General features: G+C 56.5%; 12 protein-coding genes and 1 pseudogene. 9 read left to right on the top strand and 4 right to left on the bottom strand.

The annotated features are described in order from the left end of the window. The 7 genes from cdiA to F3J31_RS19155 all read left to right on the top strand — a co-directional run bounded on the left by cdiA (nt 1) and on the right by F3J31_RS19155 (nt 15,779). On the top strand, nt 1-12,675 hold the full coding sequence (gene cdiA, locus F3J31_RS19195) for a contact-dependent inhibition toxin CdiA (RefSeq protein ID WP_167214775.1): 12,675 nt from the start codon (nt 1-3) through the stop codon (nt 12,673-12,675). Between the two features lie 10 nt (nt 12,676-12,685). After that, entirely contained in the window at nt 12,686-13,048 is a 363-nt protein-coding gene (gene cdiI / locus F3J31_RS19190) for a ribonuclease toxin immunity protein CdiI (protein ID WP_167214772.1), read from the top strand. A gap of 196 nt (nt 13,049-13,244) precedes the next feature. After that, nucleotides 13,245-13,445, top strand: coding sequence for a hypothetical protein (locus F3J31_RS19185; RefSeq protein WP_167214769.1), 201 nt, complete (start codon nt 13,245-13,247; stop codon nt 13,443-13,445). A gap of 383 nt (nt 13,446-13,828) precedes the next feature. Next, nucleotides 13,829-14,092, top strand: a complete 264-nt coding sequence (locus tag F3J31_RS19175; RefSeq protein ID WP_167214766.1) for a MafI family immunity protein — start codon at nt 13,829-13,831, stop codon at nt 14,090-14,092. A gap of 434 nt (nt 14,093-14,526) precedes the next feature. Further along, nucleotides 14,527-14,898 carry a hypothetical protein gene (locus F3J31_RS19165; RefSeq protein ID WP_167214763.1) on the top strand — a complete coding sequence of 124 codons (372 nt, stop codon included), beginning with the start codon at nt 14,527-14,529 and terminating at the stop codon, nt 14,896-14,898. 110 nt (nt 14,899-15,008) lie between these two features. Beyond that, entirely contained in the window at nt 15,009-15,200 is a 192-nt protein-coding gene (locus tag F3J31_RS19160) for a hypothetical protein (protein WP_167214760.1), read from the top strand. A gap of 123 nt (nt 15,201-15,323) precedes the next feature. Next, nucleotides 15,324-15,779, top strand: a complete 456-nt coding sequence (locus tag F3J31_RS19155) for a hypothetical protein (protein WP_167214757.1) — start codon at nt 15,324-15,326, stop codon at nt 15,777-15,779. An 81-nt stretch (nt 15,780-15,860) separates the two neighbouring features. Here the strand turns inward: F3J31_RS19155 and F3J31_RS23465 are convergent. Continuing rightward, nucleotides 15,861-15,965 (bottom strand): annotated as a pseudogene (locus F3J31_RS23465) (chromosome segregation protein SMC); the annotation flags it as partial. Nucleotides 15,966-16,151: 186 nt separating this feature from the next. Between F3J31_RS23465 and F3J31_RS19150 the strand changes: the two are divergent. Then, on the top strand, nt 16,152-16,538 hold the full coding sequence (locus F3J31_RS19150) for a hypothetical protein (protein ID WP_069720529.1): 387 nt from the start codon (nt 16,152-16,154) through the stop codon (nt 16,536-16,538). A 184-nt stretch (nt 16,539-16,722) separates the two neighbouring features. Beyond that, nucleotides 16,723-16,974: a hypothetical protein gene (locus F3J31_RS19145; RefSeq protein ID WP_167214754.1), complete on the top strand. Its 252-nt coding sequence runs from the start codon at nt 16,723-16,725 to the stop codon at nt 16,972-16,974. Between the two features lie 56 nt (nt 16,975-17,030). On the opposite strand, the gene F3J31_RS19140 is transcribed toward F3J31_RS19145, so the two are convergent. From F3J31_RS19140 to uraH, 3 genes are all read right to left on the bottom strand, one after another. After that, nucleotides 17,031-18,119 carry an AAA family ATPase gene (locus F3J31_RS19140; protein WP_167214751.1) on the bottom strand — a complete coding sequence of 363 codons (1,089 nt, stop codon included), beginning with the start codon at nt 18,117-18,119 and terminating at the stop codon, nt 17,031-17,033. Nucleotides 18,120-18,264: 145 nt separating this feature from the next. Continuing rightward, nucleotides 18,265-19,224, bottom strand: coding sequence for a DUF523 and DUF1722 domain-containing protein (locus F3J31_RS19135; RefSeq protein WP_048030819.1), 960 nt, complete (start codon nt 19,222-19,224; stop codon nt 18,265-18,267). A 101-nt stretch (nt 19,225-19,325) separates the two neighbouring features. Then, nucleotides 19,326-19,739, bottom strand: a complete 414-nt coding sequence (uraH, locus tag F3J31_RS19130) for a hydroxyisourate hydrolase (protein ID WP_048226512.1) — start codon at nt 19,737-19,739, stop codon at nt 19,326-19,328. Between the last annotated feature and the right edge of the window lie 68 nt (nt 19,740-19,807).

Genomic DNA, 19,807 nt, shown 5'->3' with positions numbered 1-19,807 from the left:
ATGGATACCCGTCACCCACCCGTTCGTTTCTCGCAGCGTCTGATCAGCTGGATTGTCTGCGGCTTAATGGTCTGGCAGCCGATGGCACCTGCCGTCGCGGCGGCGCTGACGCCGACCGGGCAGACCACGGTCGATCAGGCGGGGAACGGGGTGCCGGTCGTCAACATCGCCACGCCCAACGGGGCGGGTATCTCGCATAACCAGTTCGGTGAGTATAACGTCGGCAAAGAGGGGCTTATCCTCAATAACGGCACGGACCGTTTAACCCAGACCCAACTGGGCGGGCTTATCCAGAACAACCCCAACCTGCAGGCCGGGCGGGAAGCGAAAGGCATTATCAACGAAGTCACGGGCGCCAACCGCTCGCAGCTGCAGGGCTACACGGAAGTCGCCGGTAAAGCAGCAAACGTTATGGTGGCCAACCCGTACGGCATTACCTGTAACGGGTGCGGATTTATCAACACCCCGAACGTCACCCTGACCACGGGGAAACCGCAGTTCGACGCCAGCGGTAACCTGCAGGCGCTGGAGGTGACGAAAGGCGCCATCACGGTTGAAGGCCAGGGGCTGGATGCCAGCAAGAGCGACGCGCTGTCGATCATTGCGCGCGCGACGGAAGTGAACGCCGCGATACATGCGAACGACCTGACGGTAACGGCAGGGGCGAACCGCGTGGGTGCAGACGGCAGCGTCAAGCCGATTGCCGGTGAGGGTGCCGCGCCCGTGGTGGCCGTGGATACCGGCGCGCTCGGCGGGATGTATGCCAACCGTATCCGCCTGGTCTCCAGCGAGACGGGCGTGGGGGTGAACCTCGGCAACCTCACCGCGCGCCAGGGCGACATTCAGCTGGACGCGGGCGGGAAACTGACGGTCACGAACAGCGTGGCCAGCGGCTCGATTACCGCGAATGGCGCGGGAGTGGTCCTCAACGGCAGCCATCAGGCCGGGGGCGCGCTGAATGTGGCCAGCTCGCAGGATGTGGAACTCAATAACAGCACGCTCGCCAGCCAGGGCGATATGCGCCTTTCCGCTGCGGGGAAAGTGCAGACGACGGGCGGCGGGACAAACAGCGCGGGCGTGCTGTCGGTGAGCAGCGGGCAGGGGATGACGCTCAGCAATACCTCCCTGGTCTCCCGCGGTGCGGCGACGCTGGACAGTAAAGATACCCTGACCGTAAACGGCGGCGGCGTGTCGGCACAGGGCGGGGCGCTAACCGTCACGAGCAAACAGGGAATGGCGCTTGCGGATGCGACGCTGACAGGCCAGGCCAACACCACGCTGTCCACCGACGGCAGCCTGACGCAGCGCGGCGGCAGCGTCACCAGCAAAGGCGCGCTCAGCGTGGCGGCCGGGAAAGATATCACGCTGACGAATACCCGCAGCGGTAGCGATACCCGCGCGACCCTCAGCAGCGGCGGCACGCTGTCATCCACGGCCAGTGCGGTCTCGGCAGGAGAGAATCTGGCCCTGAGCGGCGGACAGCTGGTGATGGACGGCCAGAGCCGGGCCGATGCCACGGGCGATGTCCGCCTGACGGGCAGCGCCGTCAGTAATCAGGGGCAGGTGAATGCGGGGCGCGACATTGCCCTCTCCGGCAACAGGGTGTCCAACAGCGGCCAGCTGGCAGCGAAAGGCCACCTTGACGTGAACGCAGGAGAGCTGACAAACGGCGGCACGGTGCAGGGTAACGACGTCACCCTGAAGGGGCAGACGGTCACTAACAGCGGTACCCTGCAGAGCGCCGGCAACCTGGCGCTAAGCGCCGGTACCCTGGAACAGCGGGGCACGCTGAGCGCGAAAGGCAATGCAAACGTCACGGCGCAGCAGACCCTCCGTAACAGCGGCAGCCTGCTGGCTGACGGGGCGATGAGCGTGACGGCAGACGCGCTTGAACAGAATGGTACTCTGTCCGGCGCGACGGCGCTGACGGTGCAGACCGGCACCCTGACCAGCGGTCAGGCATCCCGTACCACCAGTCAGGGCAATGTACAGATTACCGCGACCCGCAGCGCCAGCCTGAACGGGCAGACGGATGCGGCGGGGGCATTAACCGTCAGTACCGGCGACCTGACCACCGGCCAGGATGCGCATCTGCAGAGCGGGCAGGGGCTCACTCTGCAGGCGCAGAATGCCGCGCTGAACGGCACGCAGGCGGCGAAGGGGGCTCTGTCGGTGACGGCGGGCACGATTGCGCACGCCGGGAAATCCACCGGTAACGCGCTGAGTTTTAACGCGACCGGCGACCTGACCAGCGGCGGAGAACTTACCGCCAGCGCCATCGCGCTCAGCGGACAGAACATCCTCCAGTCCGGCGTCGCAAAAGCGGATCGCATGACCCTGACGGCTCCTGATCGCATCACCAACAGCGGTACGCTGGTTGCCGGTACGCTGGCGCTGGACGCTGCCTCGGTGGAGAACAGCGGACTGCTGCAGGGGACCACTCTGCTCGGCCTGAAGACCGGGTCACTCACAAACCTCGCGGGCGGATCGGTCTACAGCACGCAGGATTTAACGCTGAACATTCCGGTGCTGTCTAACAGCGGGCTTATCACCACTGACGGCACATTGCGCCTCCGGGGCGACACGCTGACAAACCAGGGTGAAATCAACGGCGTCAGCCTGAGCAGCGACTACCTCAGCCTGACCAACACCGATACCGGACGCCTGCTGGCGGACGACCGGCTCACCCTGAACGGCACTGCGTTTGCTAACGCGGGCAATATTGCGGCCAGCGACCTGCACATCACGGCGAACAGCCTGCAAAACCAGGGCACCGTCGAGGGGGACTCGGCGCTGACGCTCGGCGTGGCAGACCTCACTAACCGTGGCGCGCTGCGCAGCAGCGGAACGCTGACGCTCGGCGGTGAAACGCTGGTCAACAGCGGCGAGCTCAGCGCCACCGCGCTGCTGCTGAACCTGACCCGACAGGCCAGCAACGATGCCGACGGGCGGGTGATTGCCCGAAACGGCCTGACGCTGACTACCGCCAGCCTGACGAACAGCGGGCTGATGGCCGGTACCGACGCGCAGTTTAACAGCGCGTCGGTGACCAACGGCGGCACGCTGCAGGGGACACATTCCCTGACGGCGACCGGGGCACAGCTCAGCAACCAGCAGGCGGGCATGCTGCTCTCCGGTGGCGCGCTCGCCCTGAATCACACCACCCTGAACAACGCCGGGCTGCTGCAGGGCAACACCCTGAACCTCGCCACCGGTGAGTGGATGAACACCGGTAACGCGCTGGGGGAAACGGGCGTGACGGCGGCGGTAACCGGCACGCTGATCAACAGCGGTAAGGTGCTCAGCCAGCAGGCGCTGGACATCCAGGCCGACAGGACCGATAACCGTGGCCAGCTGCTGGCGAAAGTGCTGACCCTGCGGGGCGACCTGCAGAACAGCGGCCTGCTTCAGGGCAGCAGCACGCTGGCCTGGTCCGGGAACACCTTCACGAACCAGCCTCAGGGCCAGGTGACGGGCGGCGAGAGCCTGACGCTGAGCGGACAAACCCTCAGCAACGCGGGCAGCCTTCAGGGGCGCAGCGCGACGCTTGACGCCGTGAGCCTGAATAACCAGGGCAGCGTTCAGACGCTGGACGCCCTGACGCTTTCCGCGACCGGCAGGCTGGATAACACGGGCGCCCTGCTCAGCCAGAATCTGTTCACGCTGACGGCGGCCCAGCTGTTCAACGACGGCCAGCTGGCCGGGAAAGCCCTCACGGTGAAGGCTGCGCAGCTGAACAACACCGGGATTCTTCAGGGCAACGACACGCTGACGCTGACCACCCGCGCGCTGAGCAACGGCGCCACCGGGCAGCTGGTGAGCGGCAGTCCTCTGAACTTATCCCTCGACACGCTCGATAACGCCGGCCTGCTGCTGGTGAAGGGCGGGTTCACCCTGCGGGGCAGCGACCTGACGAACCGGGGCGATATTCAGGCGCAGAGCCTGGATTTGGGCCTGAGCAATGCCCTGACCAACACGGGGAACATCGTTGCCACCGACGATGCCGTGCTTAACGCGACGACGCTGACCAGCAGCGGCACGGTGGCGGGCAAAACGCTGACAGCAGGCGGTACTGAGCTGCGCAACAGCGGCCTGATGCAGGGCAGCAACGCGGTTAACGCCACCGCCGACCGCTTTATCAACGAGCTGAACGGTAAATGGCTCTCCGGCGGCGGCTTCACGCTGACGGGCGGACAGCTGACCAACGCCGGTACGCTGCAGGGCGCGACGCTGGGCATGACCGGCACCACCCTCACCAATAGCGGCACGGTGAACGGGCAGACGGGACTCAGCGGCACGCTCAGCGGGGCGTTAACGAATACCGGGCTGCTGCAGAGCGGCGGCGCGACCGCCTTCACCGCGGACACCCTGGCGAACCCGGGGCGCATCACCGGCGGTACGCTGTCCCTCACTGCCCGCGATATGAACAACGGCGGGCTGATGCAGGGAACGAACGGCCTGGCGCTCACCGGGACCACGCTGACCACGGGCGCGACCTCGCGCACCCTCTCCGGCGGCATGTTGACGCTGGATGCAGGCCAGCTGACCACGCAGGGCACGCTGCAGGGGAACGGCGTGGACATCCGCGCCAGCGACTGGACGCACGGCGGGTCTCTGCTCAGCCAGGGAACGCTGACGGCCACGACCGGCGGCACGCTGACCTCAACCGGCTCGCTGATGAGCCAGGGCCGGGCGGACATCACCGCACAGACGCTGGATAACCGCGGGCAGCTCCTCAGCGAGGGCGATGTGACGCTCGGCGGCAGCACCCTAAAAAACAGCGGCACCGTGCAGGGGAACACTCTCGCGCTGCATCAGAACAGCATTAACAACCAGGGCACCTTAACCGGTCTGCAGAGCCTGACCGTTCAGGGGCAGCAGCGGCTGATGGCGCGCATGGCGATGGCCGCGCCGCAGCAGGAGCTGATCAACGGCGCAGGCGGCAAGCTTCTCACCCAGGGCGCGCTGACGATTGCGTCCGGCGCGGTGACCAACGCCGGCAGCTGGCAGGCACAGAACATCCAGCTTAACGCCCGGTCGCTCACCAACAGCGGCGCGGTGCAGAGCGCCGACGCGCTGCAGATGACGCTGGCCGATACGCTCACCGGAACCGCAGGCAGCAGGATCACCGCGCTGGGTGCGGCCACGCTGCAGGCCGCGACGCTGGCGAACCAGGGCCAGTGGGCGGCGAAAAACCTGACGCTGACAGGCGGTACGCTCAGCAACAGCGGCGCCATCAGCGGCGTGAATGGCCTGACCCTCAGCCAGACCGGCGCGGTCAGCCAGCAGTCTGGCGGCACCCTGCTGTCCGGCGGGGCGCTGAACATCACGGCGGCCTCCGTCACCAGCGACGGCAAAATGCAGGGGGGCACGCTCGGCATCACCACCGGGGCGCTCACCAACAACGGACGTCTGCAGGGCGATAACGGCGCGACGCTGGCCCTCAGCGGGACGCTGACCAACAACAGCGGAGGCGAGATCGTCAGCCGCGATGCGCTGACGCTGACCACGCCCGCGCTGTTTAACTACGGCCTGATCCAGGGCGGCGGCGAGACGCGCGTGACCGCCTCCTCGCAGGCGCGTAACGACGGCAGACTCCTCTCCGGCGCGCGCCTGACGCTCGGCACGCCGCAGTTCACCGGCACCGGCTGGCTGCAGGCCACCGACCTGATCCTGAATGCGGCAAACGCTACCAACGGCGGCACGTGGGTGGCCGATCGCGCCACCCTGACCGGCACCAATTTCGCCAGCCAGGGCACCACCCAGGCGGGACAGCTGACGGTTAACTACAGCCAGCTGAACAACAGCGGCACGCTGCTCGGCAACACGCAGCTGAATATTGGCGCGGACCAGGTAACCCAGAGCGCGGGCGGCAAGCTGCTGAGCGGCGGCAACCTGTGGCTGCAAAGCCGTGGGCTGGACCTTACCGGCCAGCTGGTGTCCCTGGGGGACTTAACGCTGCAGCTGACGAACGCGTTTACCAGCAGAACCGCTGTGGCGGCAGGCAGAACCCTCACCATCAACAGCGGCGGCGACATCGATAACCGCAGCGTGCTGCAGGGGCAGGCGGTCAACCTGAATGCGGGCGGGCAGCTCAGCAACAACGGACAAATCACCACTGGCGGCGGCGCGAGTACGCTTTCCGGCAGCAGCGTGGCGCTGAACGGCGCGGGCTCGGTGCAGGGTGGAGGTGACATCACCGTGGCCAGCCGGAGCAATATTACCGTGGACGGCTTCACCGGCACGCGCGGCTCGCTGACCCTGAGCGCGCCGGGCGCCATCGTCAACACCGCGCTGCTGTACGCGGCGAATAATCTGGCGCTGTTTGCCGACAGCATCACCAACCAGCGCGGCGACATCATGGCGGGAAACAACCTGTGGATGCAGCGAGATGCGGCGGGAAATGCGAACAGCCAGGTGGTGAACACGTCGGGGAATATTGAGACGCAGCGCGGGGATATTGCGATCAGGACGGGGCATTTGCTGAACCAAAGGGATGGTCTGGTGGTGCTTAACAGCAAAACCGAAAACCTGATGGAGCAGGTCAAGTGGTTGAAGGACGGCTATGCGGATATCCCTCTTTCTGAGCTGATCGCGGGAACCGATTATGGCTATATCGTCATGGAATCCTGTACCGGCGGTGGCAGTCCCGGGCACGGAGCTGGTCCTACATGCAGGGATATAGCTACTCCGATGCCGATGAAAAACAGTCCGGCGAAAGAGATTGCGATTTTACGAACGACACAAACTGTGTCCGCAAATGGTGGAGCGGGACGGATTAGTTCAGCTCAGGGGATGGTCATTCAGGCGGGACAACTGGAAAATAATGCCAGTACACTGCTTGCCGCGAAAGATATGTTCCTTTCTGGTACGACTCTGCAAAATCAGTCATGGACTGATGGTACGGTGACGCGTTACAGGACATATGTTGCCGACCGTGAGCAATATAATCGTAAAGCAAATCCCTCCGCGTCGGTCGACGCAGATGTTTATAAGAAGACCCCCATTCACTATGTTGCACAGGGTGATGATCGGGACGAAGGATCCGGAGGAACAATATATCGTTCCGTCATCCAGGCGGGCGGTAACGTTACCGCAAACTTCACCAGTAACATCAGCAACACCAATACCACTGCGAACGCGGGCGGCGTCAGCAACGTTATCTCCACGCCGTCGCTGAACACCCTCAGCAACCAGAGCGTCGGCAGCGGCGTACAAAAACAGGGGCTGAGCAATACCGGCACCGTGGCGGTGAACTCGCTGCAGTGGAACGATCAGCTCCAGGGTGCGCTACAGCAGCTTAACGGCGGCGGCGCGCTGGAAAACGGCGGCGCGTCCGGCACGCCTCTCAGCAACATTGGCACCAGGCAGAAAGGCAACGCGAACCTCGGCCAGCTGGGCGCACTGGCGAACGCCGGGGTCACCACCGCCGATCTCAGAACCGCTCAGGGCGGCGCCGTCGGGCATTACCAGGGCCAGCGCGTCGATACCAGCGCTTACCCGCTTCCGTCGGGCAACAACGGCTATTTTGTCTTCTCCGACAACCCGAAAAGCCCGTACCTGATCAGCATCAACCCGAAACTGAACGGTCTCGGACAGCTTGATCCCGCCCTGTTTGCCGACCTGAACGCAATGCTCGGGGTCAAACCGTCGTCCACGGCACCGCAGGAGACGCGGCTGGCGTTTACCGACGAGAAGCAGTTCCTCGGCTCGTCTTACATGCTCGGCCGTCTCAACCTGAACCCGGATTACGATTACCGCTTCCTCGGTGATGCGGCGTTCGATACTCGCTATGTCTCCAACGTGGTGCTCAACCAGACCGGTAACCGCTACCTGAACGGCATCGGTTCCGATCTGGATCAGATGCGCTATCTGATGGATAACGCGGCGGCGGCGCAGCAGTCGCTGGGCCTGCAGTTTGGCGTCTCGCTGACCGCCGATCAGATTGCCGCGCTCGACCACAGCCTGCTGTGGTGGGAGAAAGCCACCGTCAACGGCGAAACCGTGATGGTGCCGAAACTCTACCTGTCGCCGAAGGACGTCACCGTCAATAACGGCAGCGTAATCGCGGGCAACAACGTCACCCTGAAGGGCGGCGACATCACCAACAGCGGCAGCTCGCTGCTGGCGAAAAACAGCCTGACGCTCGACAGCCAGAACAGTATCAGCAACCTCAACAACGGCCTGATGAAAGCGGGCGGCGACCTGAACCTGAGCGCCATCGGCGATATTAATAACATCAGCTCCACCATCAGCGGCAAAACGGTCGCGCTGGAGAGCCTGGACGGCAGCATCAACAACCTGACCCAGGTTGAGCAGATTGATATCAACGCCGGCGGGAAGTACGGCAAGATCGGCCTGAAAGACACCCTGCTGGGCAACACGGCGTCTATTACCGCGCAGGATGGCCTGTCGCTTGAGGCGGGGAAAAACATCACCGTTACCGGGGCGAACCTGGCCTCCGGCGGCGATATGCTGCTGAACGCGTGGGGCGATATTGCCGTCAACGCGAATCAGATCAACGACGCATTCAGCTCCAGCCGGGCGAAAACCAGCCGTTCGTCCGTCACGTATCAGGGCAGTAACGTCACCGCGGGCGGCAACCTGCTGGTGAACGCCGGGCACAACCTTGACGTGACCGCCAGCGACCTGAAGGCGGGCGGCAGCGCGGGGATGAGCGCGGGCAACGATCTCAATCTGAACGCGGCACAGACCAGCGAAAGCAGCCGTAAAGGGAAAAGCGAGTCCCACAGCACCGGGCTCGACCGCACCACGATTTCCGCAGGCGATAACCTGGTGCTGAAGGCCGGGCAGGATATCAACGCTCAGGCCGCCGCGCTGGCAGCGGAGAAAAGCGTCGGGCTGCAGGCGGGTCGCGACGTGAATCTGGCGGCGGAAGAGACCACGCAGGGCGATAGCTATAAGTCAGGCAAGAAAACCGTCATCAACGAATCGGTACGCCAGCAGGGAACCGAGATCGCCAGCGGGGCGAATACCCAGATCCTCGCCGGGCGCGATGTCACCACCGAAGCCGCGCAGGTAACGGCGAAGGGCGATATCGGCGTGGCGGCAGGCCGTGACGTCAATCTCAATACCGCAACCGAAAGCGATTATCACTACAAAGAGCAGACCAAAACCAAAAAAGGGTTCCTGAGCAAGAAAACCACCCATACCATCGAGGAGAACAGCGCGACGCGTGAATCCGGCTCATTGCTGAGCGGTGATAACGTGCAGGTCGTTGCGGGCAATAACCTGCTGGTGAACGGCTCCGCCGTGGCGGGCGATGGCAACGTGAAGCTTAAGGCGGGCAACAACGTCGATATCGTGGCAGCGACGAACAGCGATACCTCCTGGCGCTTTAAGGAAGAGAAAAAATCCGGCCTGATGGGCTCGGGCGGGATTGGTTTCACCATCGGCAGCAGCAAAAGTACCCAGGATCTCCGTGAGAAGGGCACCACCCAGAGCCAGAGTTTCAGTACGGTGGGCTCGACGGGGGGGAGCGTTGATATTGCCGCCGGTAATCAGCTGCATGTCGGCGGCGCGGATCTGGTGGCTGGCAAAAATATGGCGCTCACCGGAGACAGCGTGACGATCGAGCCGGGCCACGACAGGCTCACCAGTGATCAAACCTTCAAGCAGAAAAGCAGTGGCCTGACGATTGCCCTCTCCGGCGCAGTGGGTGACGCGGTGAACACTGCGGCCAGCACGGCAATGGCGGTGAAAGACCAGAGCGATGGCCGTCTCGCCGCACTTCAGGCGACCAAAGCGGCACTGTCGGGTGTTCAGGCCGTGCAGGCCAACCGTCTCGCTGAAGCGGCTAACGGCAGCGATCCCACCAACAATGGCGCGTTCGGCGTGATGGCCTCCATTGGCGGACAGTCCTCTAAATCCACCTCACACTCGGAGCAGGACAAAACGACCGGCAGCACGCTGAATGCCGGGGGTAACCTCGCCATCACGGCGACAGGTCAGGGCGACGCTGCCAACAGCGGTGATATTACCGTGGCGGGCAGTCAGCTGAAGGCTGGCAAGGATCTGACGCTCAATGCGGCTCAGGATATCAACCTGACGAGTGCAGCCGACACCAACAAACTGACGGGCAGTAACTCCAGCAAGGGTGGCTCAATCGGGATCGGTATTACCGCCGGTCCGAATGGCGCGGGCATCACCGTCTCTGCCAGCGTAAACGCCGCCAGAGGCAGCGAAAAAGGCAATGGAACCTCCTGGAACGAAACGACGCTGGATGCCGGACAGAACGTCAACCTGACCAGCGGCCGCGATACGGTACTTAAAGGCGCGCAGGTCAACGGCGATAAGGTCACGGCGGATGTCGGGCGCGACCTGACCCTCAGCAGCCTGCAGGATAGCGACAAATACAACAGCAAACAGCAGAGTATGAATGCGGGTGCAAGCTACACCTGGGGAGCGGGCAGCGGTAGCGGCAGCTTTAGCATCAGCCGCGACAAGATGAAGAGCAACTACGACTCGGTCCAGGAGCAGACCGGGATCTTCGCTGGCAAAGGCGGCTTTGATATTAACGTTGGCAACCATACGCAGCTGGACGGTGCGGTGATTGCCAGCCGTGCTGATGCAGACAAAAACCGTCTTGAGACCGGTACGCTGGGCTTTACGGACATCAACAATAAGGCGGAGTATAAGGTTGAACATCAGGGTGTCGGCTTCAGCAGCGGCGCCGGGGTTGCGGGTAATCTGGTTAGCAACATGGCCAGCACAATGCTGGCAGGAATGGGCGGCAGCGGCCATGCTGAAGGGACCACGCAATCAGCGGTAGCCGACGGTGCTATCATTGTTCGCGACCAGGCTAACCAGAAGCAGGACGTCAGCACGCTCAGCCGTGACACTGACCATGCCAACGGCAGCATCGACCCGATCTTTAACAAAGAGAAAGAGCAGAAACGCCTGCAAACCGCGCAAATGATTGGCGAGATCGGCAATCAGGTTGCGGATATTGCGCGCACCAACGGCAAGATTGCGGCCACGGAAGCGGCCAACGAGAAGATGAAAACCGCGGGCAGCGATGCGCGTAACGCCGCCATTAGCCAGCTGAAAAAAGACGGTAAAGAGGTTACCGATCAGGCGATTCATGACCAGATGTACCAGACCTTCTATAACGAAGCGTTTAACCAGTCTGGCATGGGAACGGGGCAGAGCACCCAGCGCGCCATCACGGCAGCAACGGCGGCCATTCAGGCGCTGGCAGGTGGTGATATTAAAGCTGCGATTGCGGGCGGTGCCGCGCCGTATATCGCCAATGCCATCGCGAATGCCATCCCGGAGAAGGATCTTAAGGGACGCGTGCTGGCCCATGCGGTTGTCAACGCCGCACTTGCAGCCGCTTCAGGAAGAGATGCGGCGTCGGCCGCAGCCGGTGCAGCGGTGGGTGAGCTGGCTGGTAAGATTGCAGTTGACGGTTTTGGCAAACAGGTCAGCGAACTGAGCGAGGAAGAAAAACAGGCGGTATCTGCGCTGGCGACACTGGCTTCTGGCCTGGCTGGTGGGCTTGTCGGAGACAGCAGCGCGAACGCGGTAGCGGCGGCTCAGGCGGGCAAAACGACGGTTGAGAATAACTATCTTAGCAACCAACAACGTTCTGAGCGGGATAAAGAGTTTGATGCCTGTAAAGGTAACACCTCATGCCAGTTGAAAGTCGGTGCTAAATGGGATGCTATTGATATCGGGCAGGAGGCCGCCTACGGGGCTGGTATGCTGGTTGGTGTTCCTCAGGGGATTAGTGATTCCGTCGAGAGTTTATCGAAAGCCATCACAAATCCTGCCGCCACTTATGATGCGATTAAGCAATTAATCACGAGCGACGACATGTTCAGTACGATGTCGGATGCCGTTAAACAAAGTTATATTGATCGTATCAATCTGATGGAATCAGAGTATCAGAGGGCAGGTGCGGGAGGTGCGTACAATGCAGGTCTTGAGGCGGGTAAACTCATGTCCGATCTCATTACTGCTGTTGCCGGTGGTGTTGGTGTTGCAAAAACAGGTACGGCTCTGACAGAGAAGATTGTTGCAAAAGTCACTTCCAAAGTAGACAAAGTTATTCCTGAAAATCCATCGATCACATGGACTGCTGGCGATGGCGAGTATTCAGTAAAACCGGGTAAGGATATTAAAAATGTAGAGTATCCTGGCGGTCAGTACGACGGAAATTCGCTGCCATATAAAACCAGTACAGAGAAGGGCATTACGACAATCATTTATCCTGATGGGATGAGTATCAGAATTGATCAACCAAAACATCTGGCAACGGTTGATGGGTTTACGCAAAAGAGTGGGATTTCAGGTGGGCATAATGCTGATGCGTTTTATGATGCCGTTAAAAAATATGGCGTAAAAATCGTAAGCGAGAAACCTACAAATGTTAAAGGTATTTCTGAAGTTGAATACTTAGTTCCTACCAAAGATCGCACGGGGAATTTAGATGGAAAATATAAACCAAGTCCAGAAAAGAAAACTATCTATGATCCGAAAATATATACTGACAAAGTAATGTTAGATCTTGGGCAAGAGGCTGCAGTGAAAGGGTATAGAGATGCAATGCTCAATGGTCAGTCAGCATATGACGCTACAGCTGGCGGGTTGAATTTTAGAGTTTATCTCGATAAAAATACAGGTCGAGTCACAAACTTCCATCCCAAATAGGATTAAATGAATGAAATTTTTATTTGGTTTACCTTATATAAAATCAGACCCTTACGTGGTTATAAAAACTTACTTTGACCTCATGTATAATGATGGTGATTTCTTGATGTCTATTGAAAGTATTATTAAAAAGCATTCATTTATGAGAGATGGGGTTTACTGCTTCTTTCCTGATATGGAAAGTTATGACGAAAGTGAACATTTTGAGGGTGTTGAATTTGCTGTTGGTTATCCTCCCTCTGAAGCAGATACTACTATCGTTAGTGAAGAAATCTGCTATCACTACGTACGACTTGCAAGTGAAAAGTATTTGCGGCTTCACCCGGAAGATACGGAAAAGGTAAATAGCTTACTTGCTCGGCTACCTGTGTGAGTACACATCCTGCCAACTGTCCGCGGGATTTTTTTGCCCTGCATTTCTCACTTCCAGACAAGATGTGTTTTTAGAGTACCGCCGTCCGCGACGGTACTCCAAAACGGCCAGGTCACGCAATCCTTAAGCATCAGATGGTGGAACCGCTTTTAGGCCTGTAAACGGTAGGGCGTACTTTGATAATTTGAGGTGATGAATGGATTTAATATCTCTTGCTGGGAAACAAGCTCAATTAACCATTGATGAAAATGAGTTATTGATCCTGAATTCAGCTTTGAATGAAATCTGTAATGGTATCTCTTTTCCTGAATTTGAAACCAGGATTGGGGCTTCTAAAGAAGATGTCTGTGCCTTACTTAATGATATAGGCCAAATTTTAGCCAATATGATGGCTTGAGAAGATCCCAGCTCCTGCGGCGTTTTTTTGTTCCGCAATACTGTTTGGAAATATCTGAACTCATCCCGGCAGGCTATTTTACGATAGCCTGCTTCTCACCTCAAAATCCCCACACCCGTCACAAGATTGGTCTACAGACAAAGTAGTACATGCTGTTGGTGATATTGCTACTGCTCCTGATACACAATGGTTTGCTCAAACGGGAACTGGGGGTGTAAACACCAGTAAAGGGAAACCTGCTAACTGGGTGTCCTATGAAACTAGGGATGGCGTAAGAACTAGGGTTGTTTACCAGCCTGCTACAGGAAAAATTTTTATAACCTTTCCTGATAATGGACCGATGCCGAGCAGTTATAAAAAGATTAAATAAGATGGGTGTTCAAATGATTGATTTAGATGAAAAAATAGTGTTATTCGGCGACCTTTTTAAGGGGCGCTTAGATAATGAAATGCTCCAGGATGCCATTGAGTATGTAGGGCATGGTGAAAGAGGGTTAGCTTTTGAAACGATTTGCGATCATTTAAGCGAGTATGACGTACCGATTAGTCAGTCTGAGTACGATTTAGCCATAAAAATTTGTAATGACCTTAAAATGGATGTTAATGACATTAGCTTAAAACATTTAAGAAAATTAATTATCCAGTAAACATTCCCGACTGTCGTCGAGGCGGTAGTTTACTCTGGCGAAAAAGGTACGTCGGGGCAAAAATTTGCCGTTCCGAAATTACAACAGAGAAAACGGATTTAGATATCTGATAGTAAAGTTAAAAACAGTTATCATCACAGCAAAGTGTACAGGATCGAGTTGTTGTTGAGAATAATTCGCTGGATTATATCGCCGGGCTGCTTGCTTTGGGACTATCTACTCGCTGCGTAAAAAATAGCGCATTATGCATGGAACGGCGGAAGTTTTCGCAGCGGGTGGTCGGTTGGCGAGTCGATTATGATTCTGTAAAAGGCACCCATATTAATAGATGGGATTATAGCAAGGGACAGGAAAGGTGTTAAGAAAGTGATACCATTTGAGGATAATGAAAACGCCTTTAAGACTATATTGAAACAATTGAACAGGTAGATCTTATGACTTTATTTGAAGAGTGTAGAGAAGCTCTTAGTGCTGATTTCACTATTATTGATAAAGAAGACGAAGCGAGAGTAACTGCTATTCTGGAAGGATACCCCTTTGTTAGCGGAAACATTTCTTGGTCTGAAATAAGCTTTAGAGACTTTGAAACCAGTGATGAGTTACTCTGTCAATCCAGGCTAAAAAATGAAGATGTTTATGTCATTGCAGACGATGCAAATATACCTTTATTTAGAACTAATTTGAGATTAGTGCTTGAAAATATTTATGATGTCGCGGCATTATCACCAAAAATGTTCATTTTTAATGAAAGTATGATTTTGCAACCACTATTTCCAATCGATGCACTTCGGCTCGGGACTAGATAGCGGTGTGGTACCGTAAACCAATTACCGGTAATAGCAGGTGCTACAGTAGGTGGCTATCTATCTGAGAGAGCAGGAAAAGCAGGCGAAGATTTTGCCAGGGGAAAACTGAAATGAAAAAATACATATCAAAGGACTTGGTTGTTGTTGAGAATCGGTTTTTGGGTGATAAGGATATCACAACCTCCACTGCAAAATACGCAAGTAAGAAGGCTGAGGGCGAGATATATCAGCTTCTGTCTGAACTGAAAAAGCAGGACGCAGATGAGCAAAAACAATCGCTTAGTGGATGTTGGTTAGTATAAAATAGCGCCCCAAGCAGGATTGAAGAAAGTTTTTTACAGTATTTGCTGAGCCATTTCTCTCAAAACTTAACGGCTCTAACAGTCCCGACCTCATATCCTGGCCCTTCAAAAAGGACTAATCAAATGATTTATCTGCTGTTAGGAATTGCGCTGTTCGCATTTTTCATCGGAACTGTCGTGTTTGTCCGTTTTAGTAAAGTGACGGGAAGAAGCGTTCAGTCACCTCTTACCACAATGTTTTTCTTTGATGCGCTCTTTTTTGGTCTGGGTAGTAAGCGAGACATGAACATTGCAGCATCTTCATTTATCGTCTTCTTAGTCAGTATCTGGGGATTAACTTATTTAAAGTTAAGCACTCATTTTTGGGGAAGTCGCGAAAGTTATTTTGGTTTTGCGATCCTCGGGATTTTATTTCTGATTATGCATTGCCGCTATTGTGCAAAAAATGTCATCATCAAAAATGATGGTCTGGCCTCCATGAGAGAGTTGATTAATATCCGGCGATCCGGCATTACCAGCCCTTTTATATGGTTAATCAGGGCCGGGTATCTGTGGTTCTTTATTGGCATGCTTCACTGAAGCGAGATGCGAAAAAACAGCCTCCGTGCCCATTGAGACTACCCCAGCCTCTCCACCCGCGTCTCCCCCTCCGCCATCGAAGCTGGTAAGACAGATCTGCGAGTAGCGGCGGGTCTCGGCGATTAAGCTCGCGAGGGCGGGCAGCATCTGCGGGTGCAGGCTATTTTCCGGTTCGTTCAACGTGATATTTAATTGATAAACTAAAAGTGGCTGAAATATTCCATTACTACAGCCTAAAAAAAAGGTTTAGCACCAACAACATGGGTGAGGCGACCACTGGTCGAATTAAGAGGTTGTCATGGGGTTTCAGCATTGAAATCCGTATGGGGGAAATGCCCCCTTAGAGTAACAGGCAAACCAAAAGGTTAAGAGATGAAACGTTTTTTGTGCCCAGTAACGACTTTTGAGAATGGGTTTCAGTATCCACAGAGCTTTCTGAATGTTATAGATGAAGACGATCTTATTGATCTGGAACCTTGGTGGTTCCTGTGCGAGTTCGAGGGATATTCTCAGCAGTGGTTTGATGAAATTAAAAAGCTATACCCGGAACGAAATTTGATACCGTTTGCAAAAAAGAGTGACTCTGACGATGTTGCTTGTTTTGACGGCCACTCTACATCTGGCGATCCTAAAGTTTACTATGTTCATGCTTTTGCATCACCGGGGTGGGAGGACCATGGTACAGCAGCTAACTTTAACGCGTGGTTTGCAGCTGCAGAAAATGAATCTGCTGTGTATAAATCAGGGCAGAGAACTTAAATTCACTAACCACACATTGCTATCGGAAAGATAAAAATTATAACCCTGTTCGTACATTTGCAGGCCTTTCATATCAACCACTGTTTAGCCCTGTACCAGACTCGGGAAAGGTATATATTGATGATATTTTTGGTTCTCTGAGAAGGGCGTTTTCGATAATGCCGATAAAGATGATGTGAACAAAATGACAAAAAATAAACTTACTATCGCCAGGTTATTGTTCAGCATTGCATACCTGTTTGTTTGCTGCCTGGCGTTTTTTTCTCTGGCCCTGATTGTCGTTAAATTCATCATCAGCCATGACGTTGTTTTTGACCGGTCAGATATTAAGCAGGTTGTCGTTGTAAGCGCTATTGCAGCAACCGCGGCAGGCGTCAGATCGTGGTTATATGCCTTACTCGATGAGCGCAAGATACGAAAGAAGCCCCCGGAGTAATGTCGAGTATGGGACTGTGTTTCTTTTTGTTGGGCTTCTAGGGAAGAGAATGCGGCTTACCCCAGCCTCTCCACCCGCGTCTCCCCTTCCGTCATCGACAGCTGATACAGCGAAAATGATCGCTGCTTCTCAATCAACGTCGCCAGCTCCGGCGAGTGGCTGGTGAGCCAGATCTGCGAGTAGCGGCTGGCCTCGGCGATTAAGCTCGCCAGGGCGGGCAGCATCTGCGGGTGCAGGCTATTTTCCGGTTCGTTCAACGCGATAAATGCCGGTGGGCGGGGGCTTAACAGCGCTACCGCCAGGCACAGAAAGCGCAGTGTGCCGTCGGAGAACTCCGCCGGTTCCAGCGGTCTGCTCAGCCCCTCGCGCTGCATCATCATGCGAAAACGTCCGCCGGTGTTGTCGCTGTAAAACACGCAGCCGGGGAAGGCCTGGTCAAGGATGCGCATCAGCAGCAGCTCGTCGCCAATCTCGACAATGGTCTGAAACGCGGCCGCCAGGTTGGAGCCGTCGCTGGCCAGCACCGGGGAGCGAAAACCGACCTGCGGGGCCCGCATCGCTGAGCCGATTGATACAGAAAACTCATGATAAAAGCGCCAGTTACGCAGGGACTCGCGCATCTGCGACACTTCCGGGTAAAGGTGCGGTTCGCCGAGCTGGCCGAATACCGATTCGTTCTCGTACAGCGTGCCACTGTGGGTCACTTTCTCGTGATGCACGTTATTCAGAAACACCGCCTGGTTCTTACGCTTCATCAGCTGTGACGAAGGTCGACGGTGCTGGCCGCTCAGCCAGAGAGATTCTTCTTTGATCACCGGATCGAGCTGAAACTGCGAGGGATAGGGCAGCTTCTCCACAAACCCGACCTGCAGCTCGTATTCATAGGTCTCTGTTTCTACCGCCAGATTCATCCGCCGCAGCTGGTAGCTACGGGTTTTGCCTGCCCAGAACACCTTCAGAATGCCGCCCTCGTTCGCCAGCGCCTGGGAAAACTGCCCCTGCGCGGCGCTGTGCATCAGGTGTATCGCCTTGTAGATATTCGATTTTCCGGTCCCGTTCGGCCCGAAGACGAAATTGAGCTGCTCCAGCTCCAGCGACATCTCGCGGATGGAGCGGTAGTTTTGAATGTGCAGGGTATTGATCACAGGCAGGCCCCTTTCGCAGAATAAGCCTGTATATAATCACAGTCTTTGAGATGAAATGCAAAAAAGAGACGACAGTGAGGATGTCGTCTAAACGGGGTACTGCTTTGGGCCTCTACGGGTCAATGGGGCCTTCGCATTTTTATGATCACTTGACTGCCAGACGCAGACCCAAATCATCAGGATAGGGATCAAAGTAGTTTTGCGTCATCAGATACCGGTCGGGGTATTCGGCCAGGTAGTGCTTCAGCAGCGTGATCGGGGCGAGGATAGGCAACTGTCCGTTGCGATAATGCAGGATCACGTCGCGCAGCTCGCCGCGCTGGCGGGTGTTCAGCTGGTTACGAAAATAGCCCTGAATATGCATCAGCACGTTGGTGTGATTCTTACGCGAAGCGGGTTTTTTCAGGATGGTCATCAGCTTTTCCCGGTACGCCACGAAGAAAGCGTCCAGATCTTCCCACTCGTGCAGCGAGGCAACGAACGGGCCGATTTCACGGTAACCCGCCTGATGGTGCGCCAGCAGCTGGAGTTTGTAACGGCTGTGGAAGTCCAGCAGCGCGCGGCGCGTGAGGCCATTTTTACGCAGCGTGTTCAGTTCGTGCAGGGCAAAAACACGTTCGACAAAGTTTTCCCGCAGCACCGGATCGTGCAGACGCCCATCCTCTTCCACGGGCAGCCACGGCCAGGTTTCAAGGAGGGCGGCGGTGAACAGCCCGACCCCCTCCTTGCGGCCCCGGTTGCCGTTTTCATCATACAGACGCACGCGTTCCATGCCGCAGCTTGGGGATTTAGCGCAGACGATAAAACCGGCGAGATCGCCGATTTTCGGCAAAAAATCTGCCGTAAAATCCGCCATTTTCTGCGTAACGTCTTCGTGAGGCGCATGGCTAAAACGCATCTGCGTTTCACCGTGTTCCGTCACGATCAGACGCAGCGCCGGGCGAGGGGTTGGCAGGCCGATGGCCATTTCCGGACAGACGGGCCTGAAATTCACCCACTGGGCCAGCTCATCCATGACGAAGCCCATACGCTTGTGTCCGCCGTCAAAGCGAACGGCGGATCCGGTCAAACATCCGCTAATACCCAGCACTGGTTTCGTCGTCATGGTGTCGTCCTCCCGTTCATATAATTAAAACTTACACAACATGACTAATTTGTCCAAGTATTAGCGGAACTATTTTTTTATTCCTTTAGAATCAATGCGTCTTAGCTGCCCTTATAGGTCGAGTAACCGTACTGACTCAGCAGAAGCGGGATGTGTAGTTTCTCGTTGGTGCGGGTCACGGTAAACAGCACCGGGATCTCCGGGAAGAAGGAGTCGAGCTTTTTGCCGTGGAAGTACTCTGCGGTTTTGAAGGTCACTTTATACACGCCAGGCTGCATGTCCTGGTCCTGCGGATAGAGCGATTTGATGCGTCCATCCTGGTCAGTTTTACCGCTGGCGATCGGGGTCCATTTGTCCTGCTGCTGCTTTTCCAGCGTGACGGTGACGCCCGGTGGAGGCGTGCCGGTTTGCTGGTCGAGGATGTGTACGCTCAGGGTGCCAGCAGGAGCGGCGCTAAAGGCGGCAGGGGTAAAGGCCATCGCGGCCAGCATCAGCAGAGGGGTAGTTTTTTTCATGGTGTTTTCCTGTGGAGTTATTCGTCACAGGAAAACGTTAGCATCTGCGGCGCGGGAAAATATTCAAC

Origin of the sequence: Enterobacter sp. Acro-832 (genome assembly GCF_011752745.1) — a bacterium.
Lineage (GTDB): Bacteria > Pseudomonadota > Gammaproteobacteria > Enterobacterales > Enterobacteriaceae > Enterobacter > Enterobacter quasiroggenkampii.
Note: the sequence above shows the minus strand (reverse complement) of the source record. Positions and strands in the feature narration are given on the sequence as shown.

Coding starts and splice junctions, on each gene's coding strand:
- F3J31_RS19135 (WP_048030819.1), bottom strand. CDS start 19,224: ATGACGACGAAACCAGTGCTGGGTATTAGCGGATGTTTGACCGGATCC.
- F3J31_RS19150 (WP_069720529.1), top strand. CDS start 16,152: ATGAAACGTTTTTTGTGCCCAGTAACGACTTTTGAGAATGGGTTTCAG.
- F3J31_RS19165 (WP_167214763.1), top strand. CDS start 14,527: ATGACTTTATTTGAAGAGTGTAGAGAAGCTCTTAGTGCTGATTTCACT.
- F3J31_RS19175 (WP_167214766.1), top strand. CDS start 13,829: ATGATTGATTTAGATGAAAAAATAGTGTTATTCGGCGACCTTTTTAAG.
- F3J31_RS19185 (WP_167214769.1), top strand. CDS start 13,245: ATGGATTTAATATCTCTTGCTGGGAAACAAGCTCAATTAACCATTGAT.
- uraH (WP_048226512.1), bottom strand. CDS start 19,739: ATGAAAAAAACTACCCCTCTGCTGATGCTGGCCGCGATGGCCTTTACC.
- F3J31_RS19155 (WP_167214757.1), top strand. CDS start 15,324: ATGATTTATCTGCTGTTAGGAATTGCGCTGTTCGCATTTTTCATCGGA.
- cdiA (WP_167214775.1), top strand. CDS start 1: ATGGATACCCGTCACCCACCCGTTCGTTTCTCGCAGCGTCTGATCAGC.
- F3J31_RS19145 (WP_167214754.1), top strand. CDS start 16,723: ATGACAAAAAATAAACTTACTATCGCCAGGTTATTGTTCAGCATTGCA.
- F3J31_RS19160 (WP_167214760.1), top strand. CDS start 15,009: ATGAAAAAATACATATCAAAGGACTTGGTTGTTGTTGAGAATCGGTTT.
- cdiI (WP_167214772.1), top strand. CDS start 12,686: ATGAAATTTTTATTTGGTTTACCTTATATAAAATCAGACCCTTACGTG.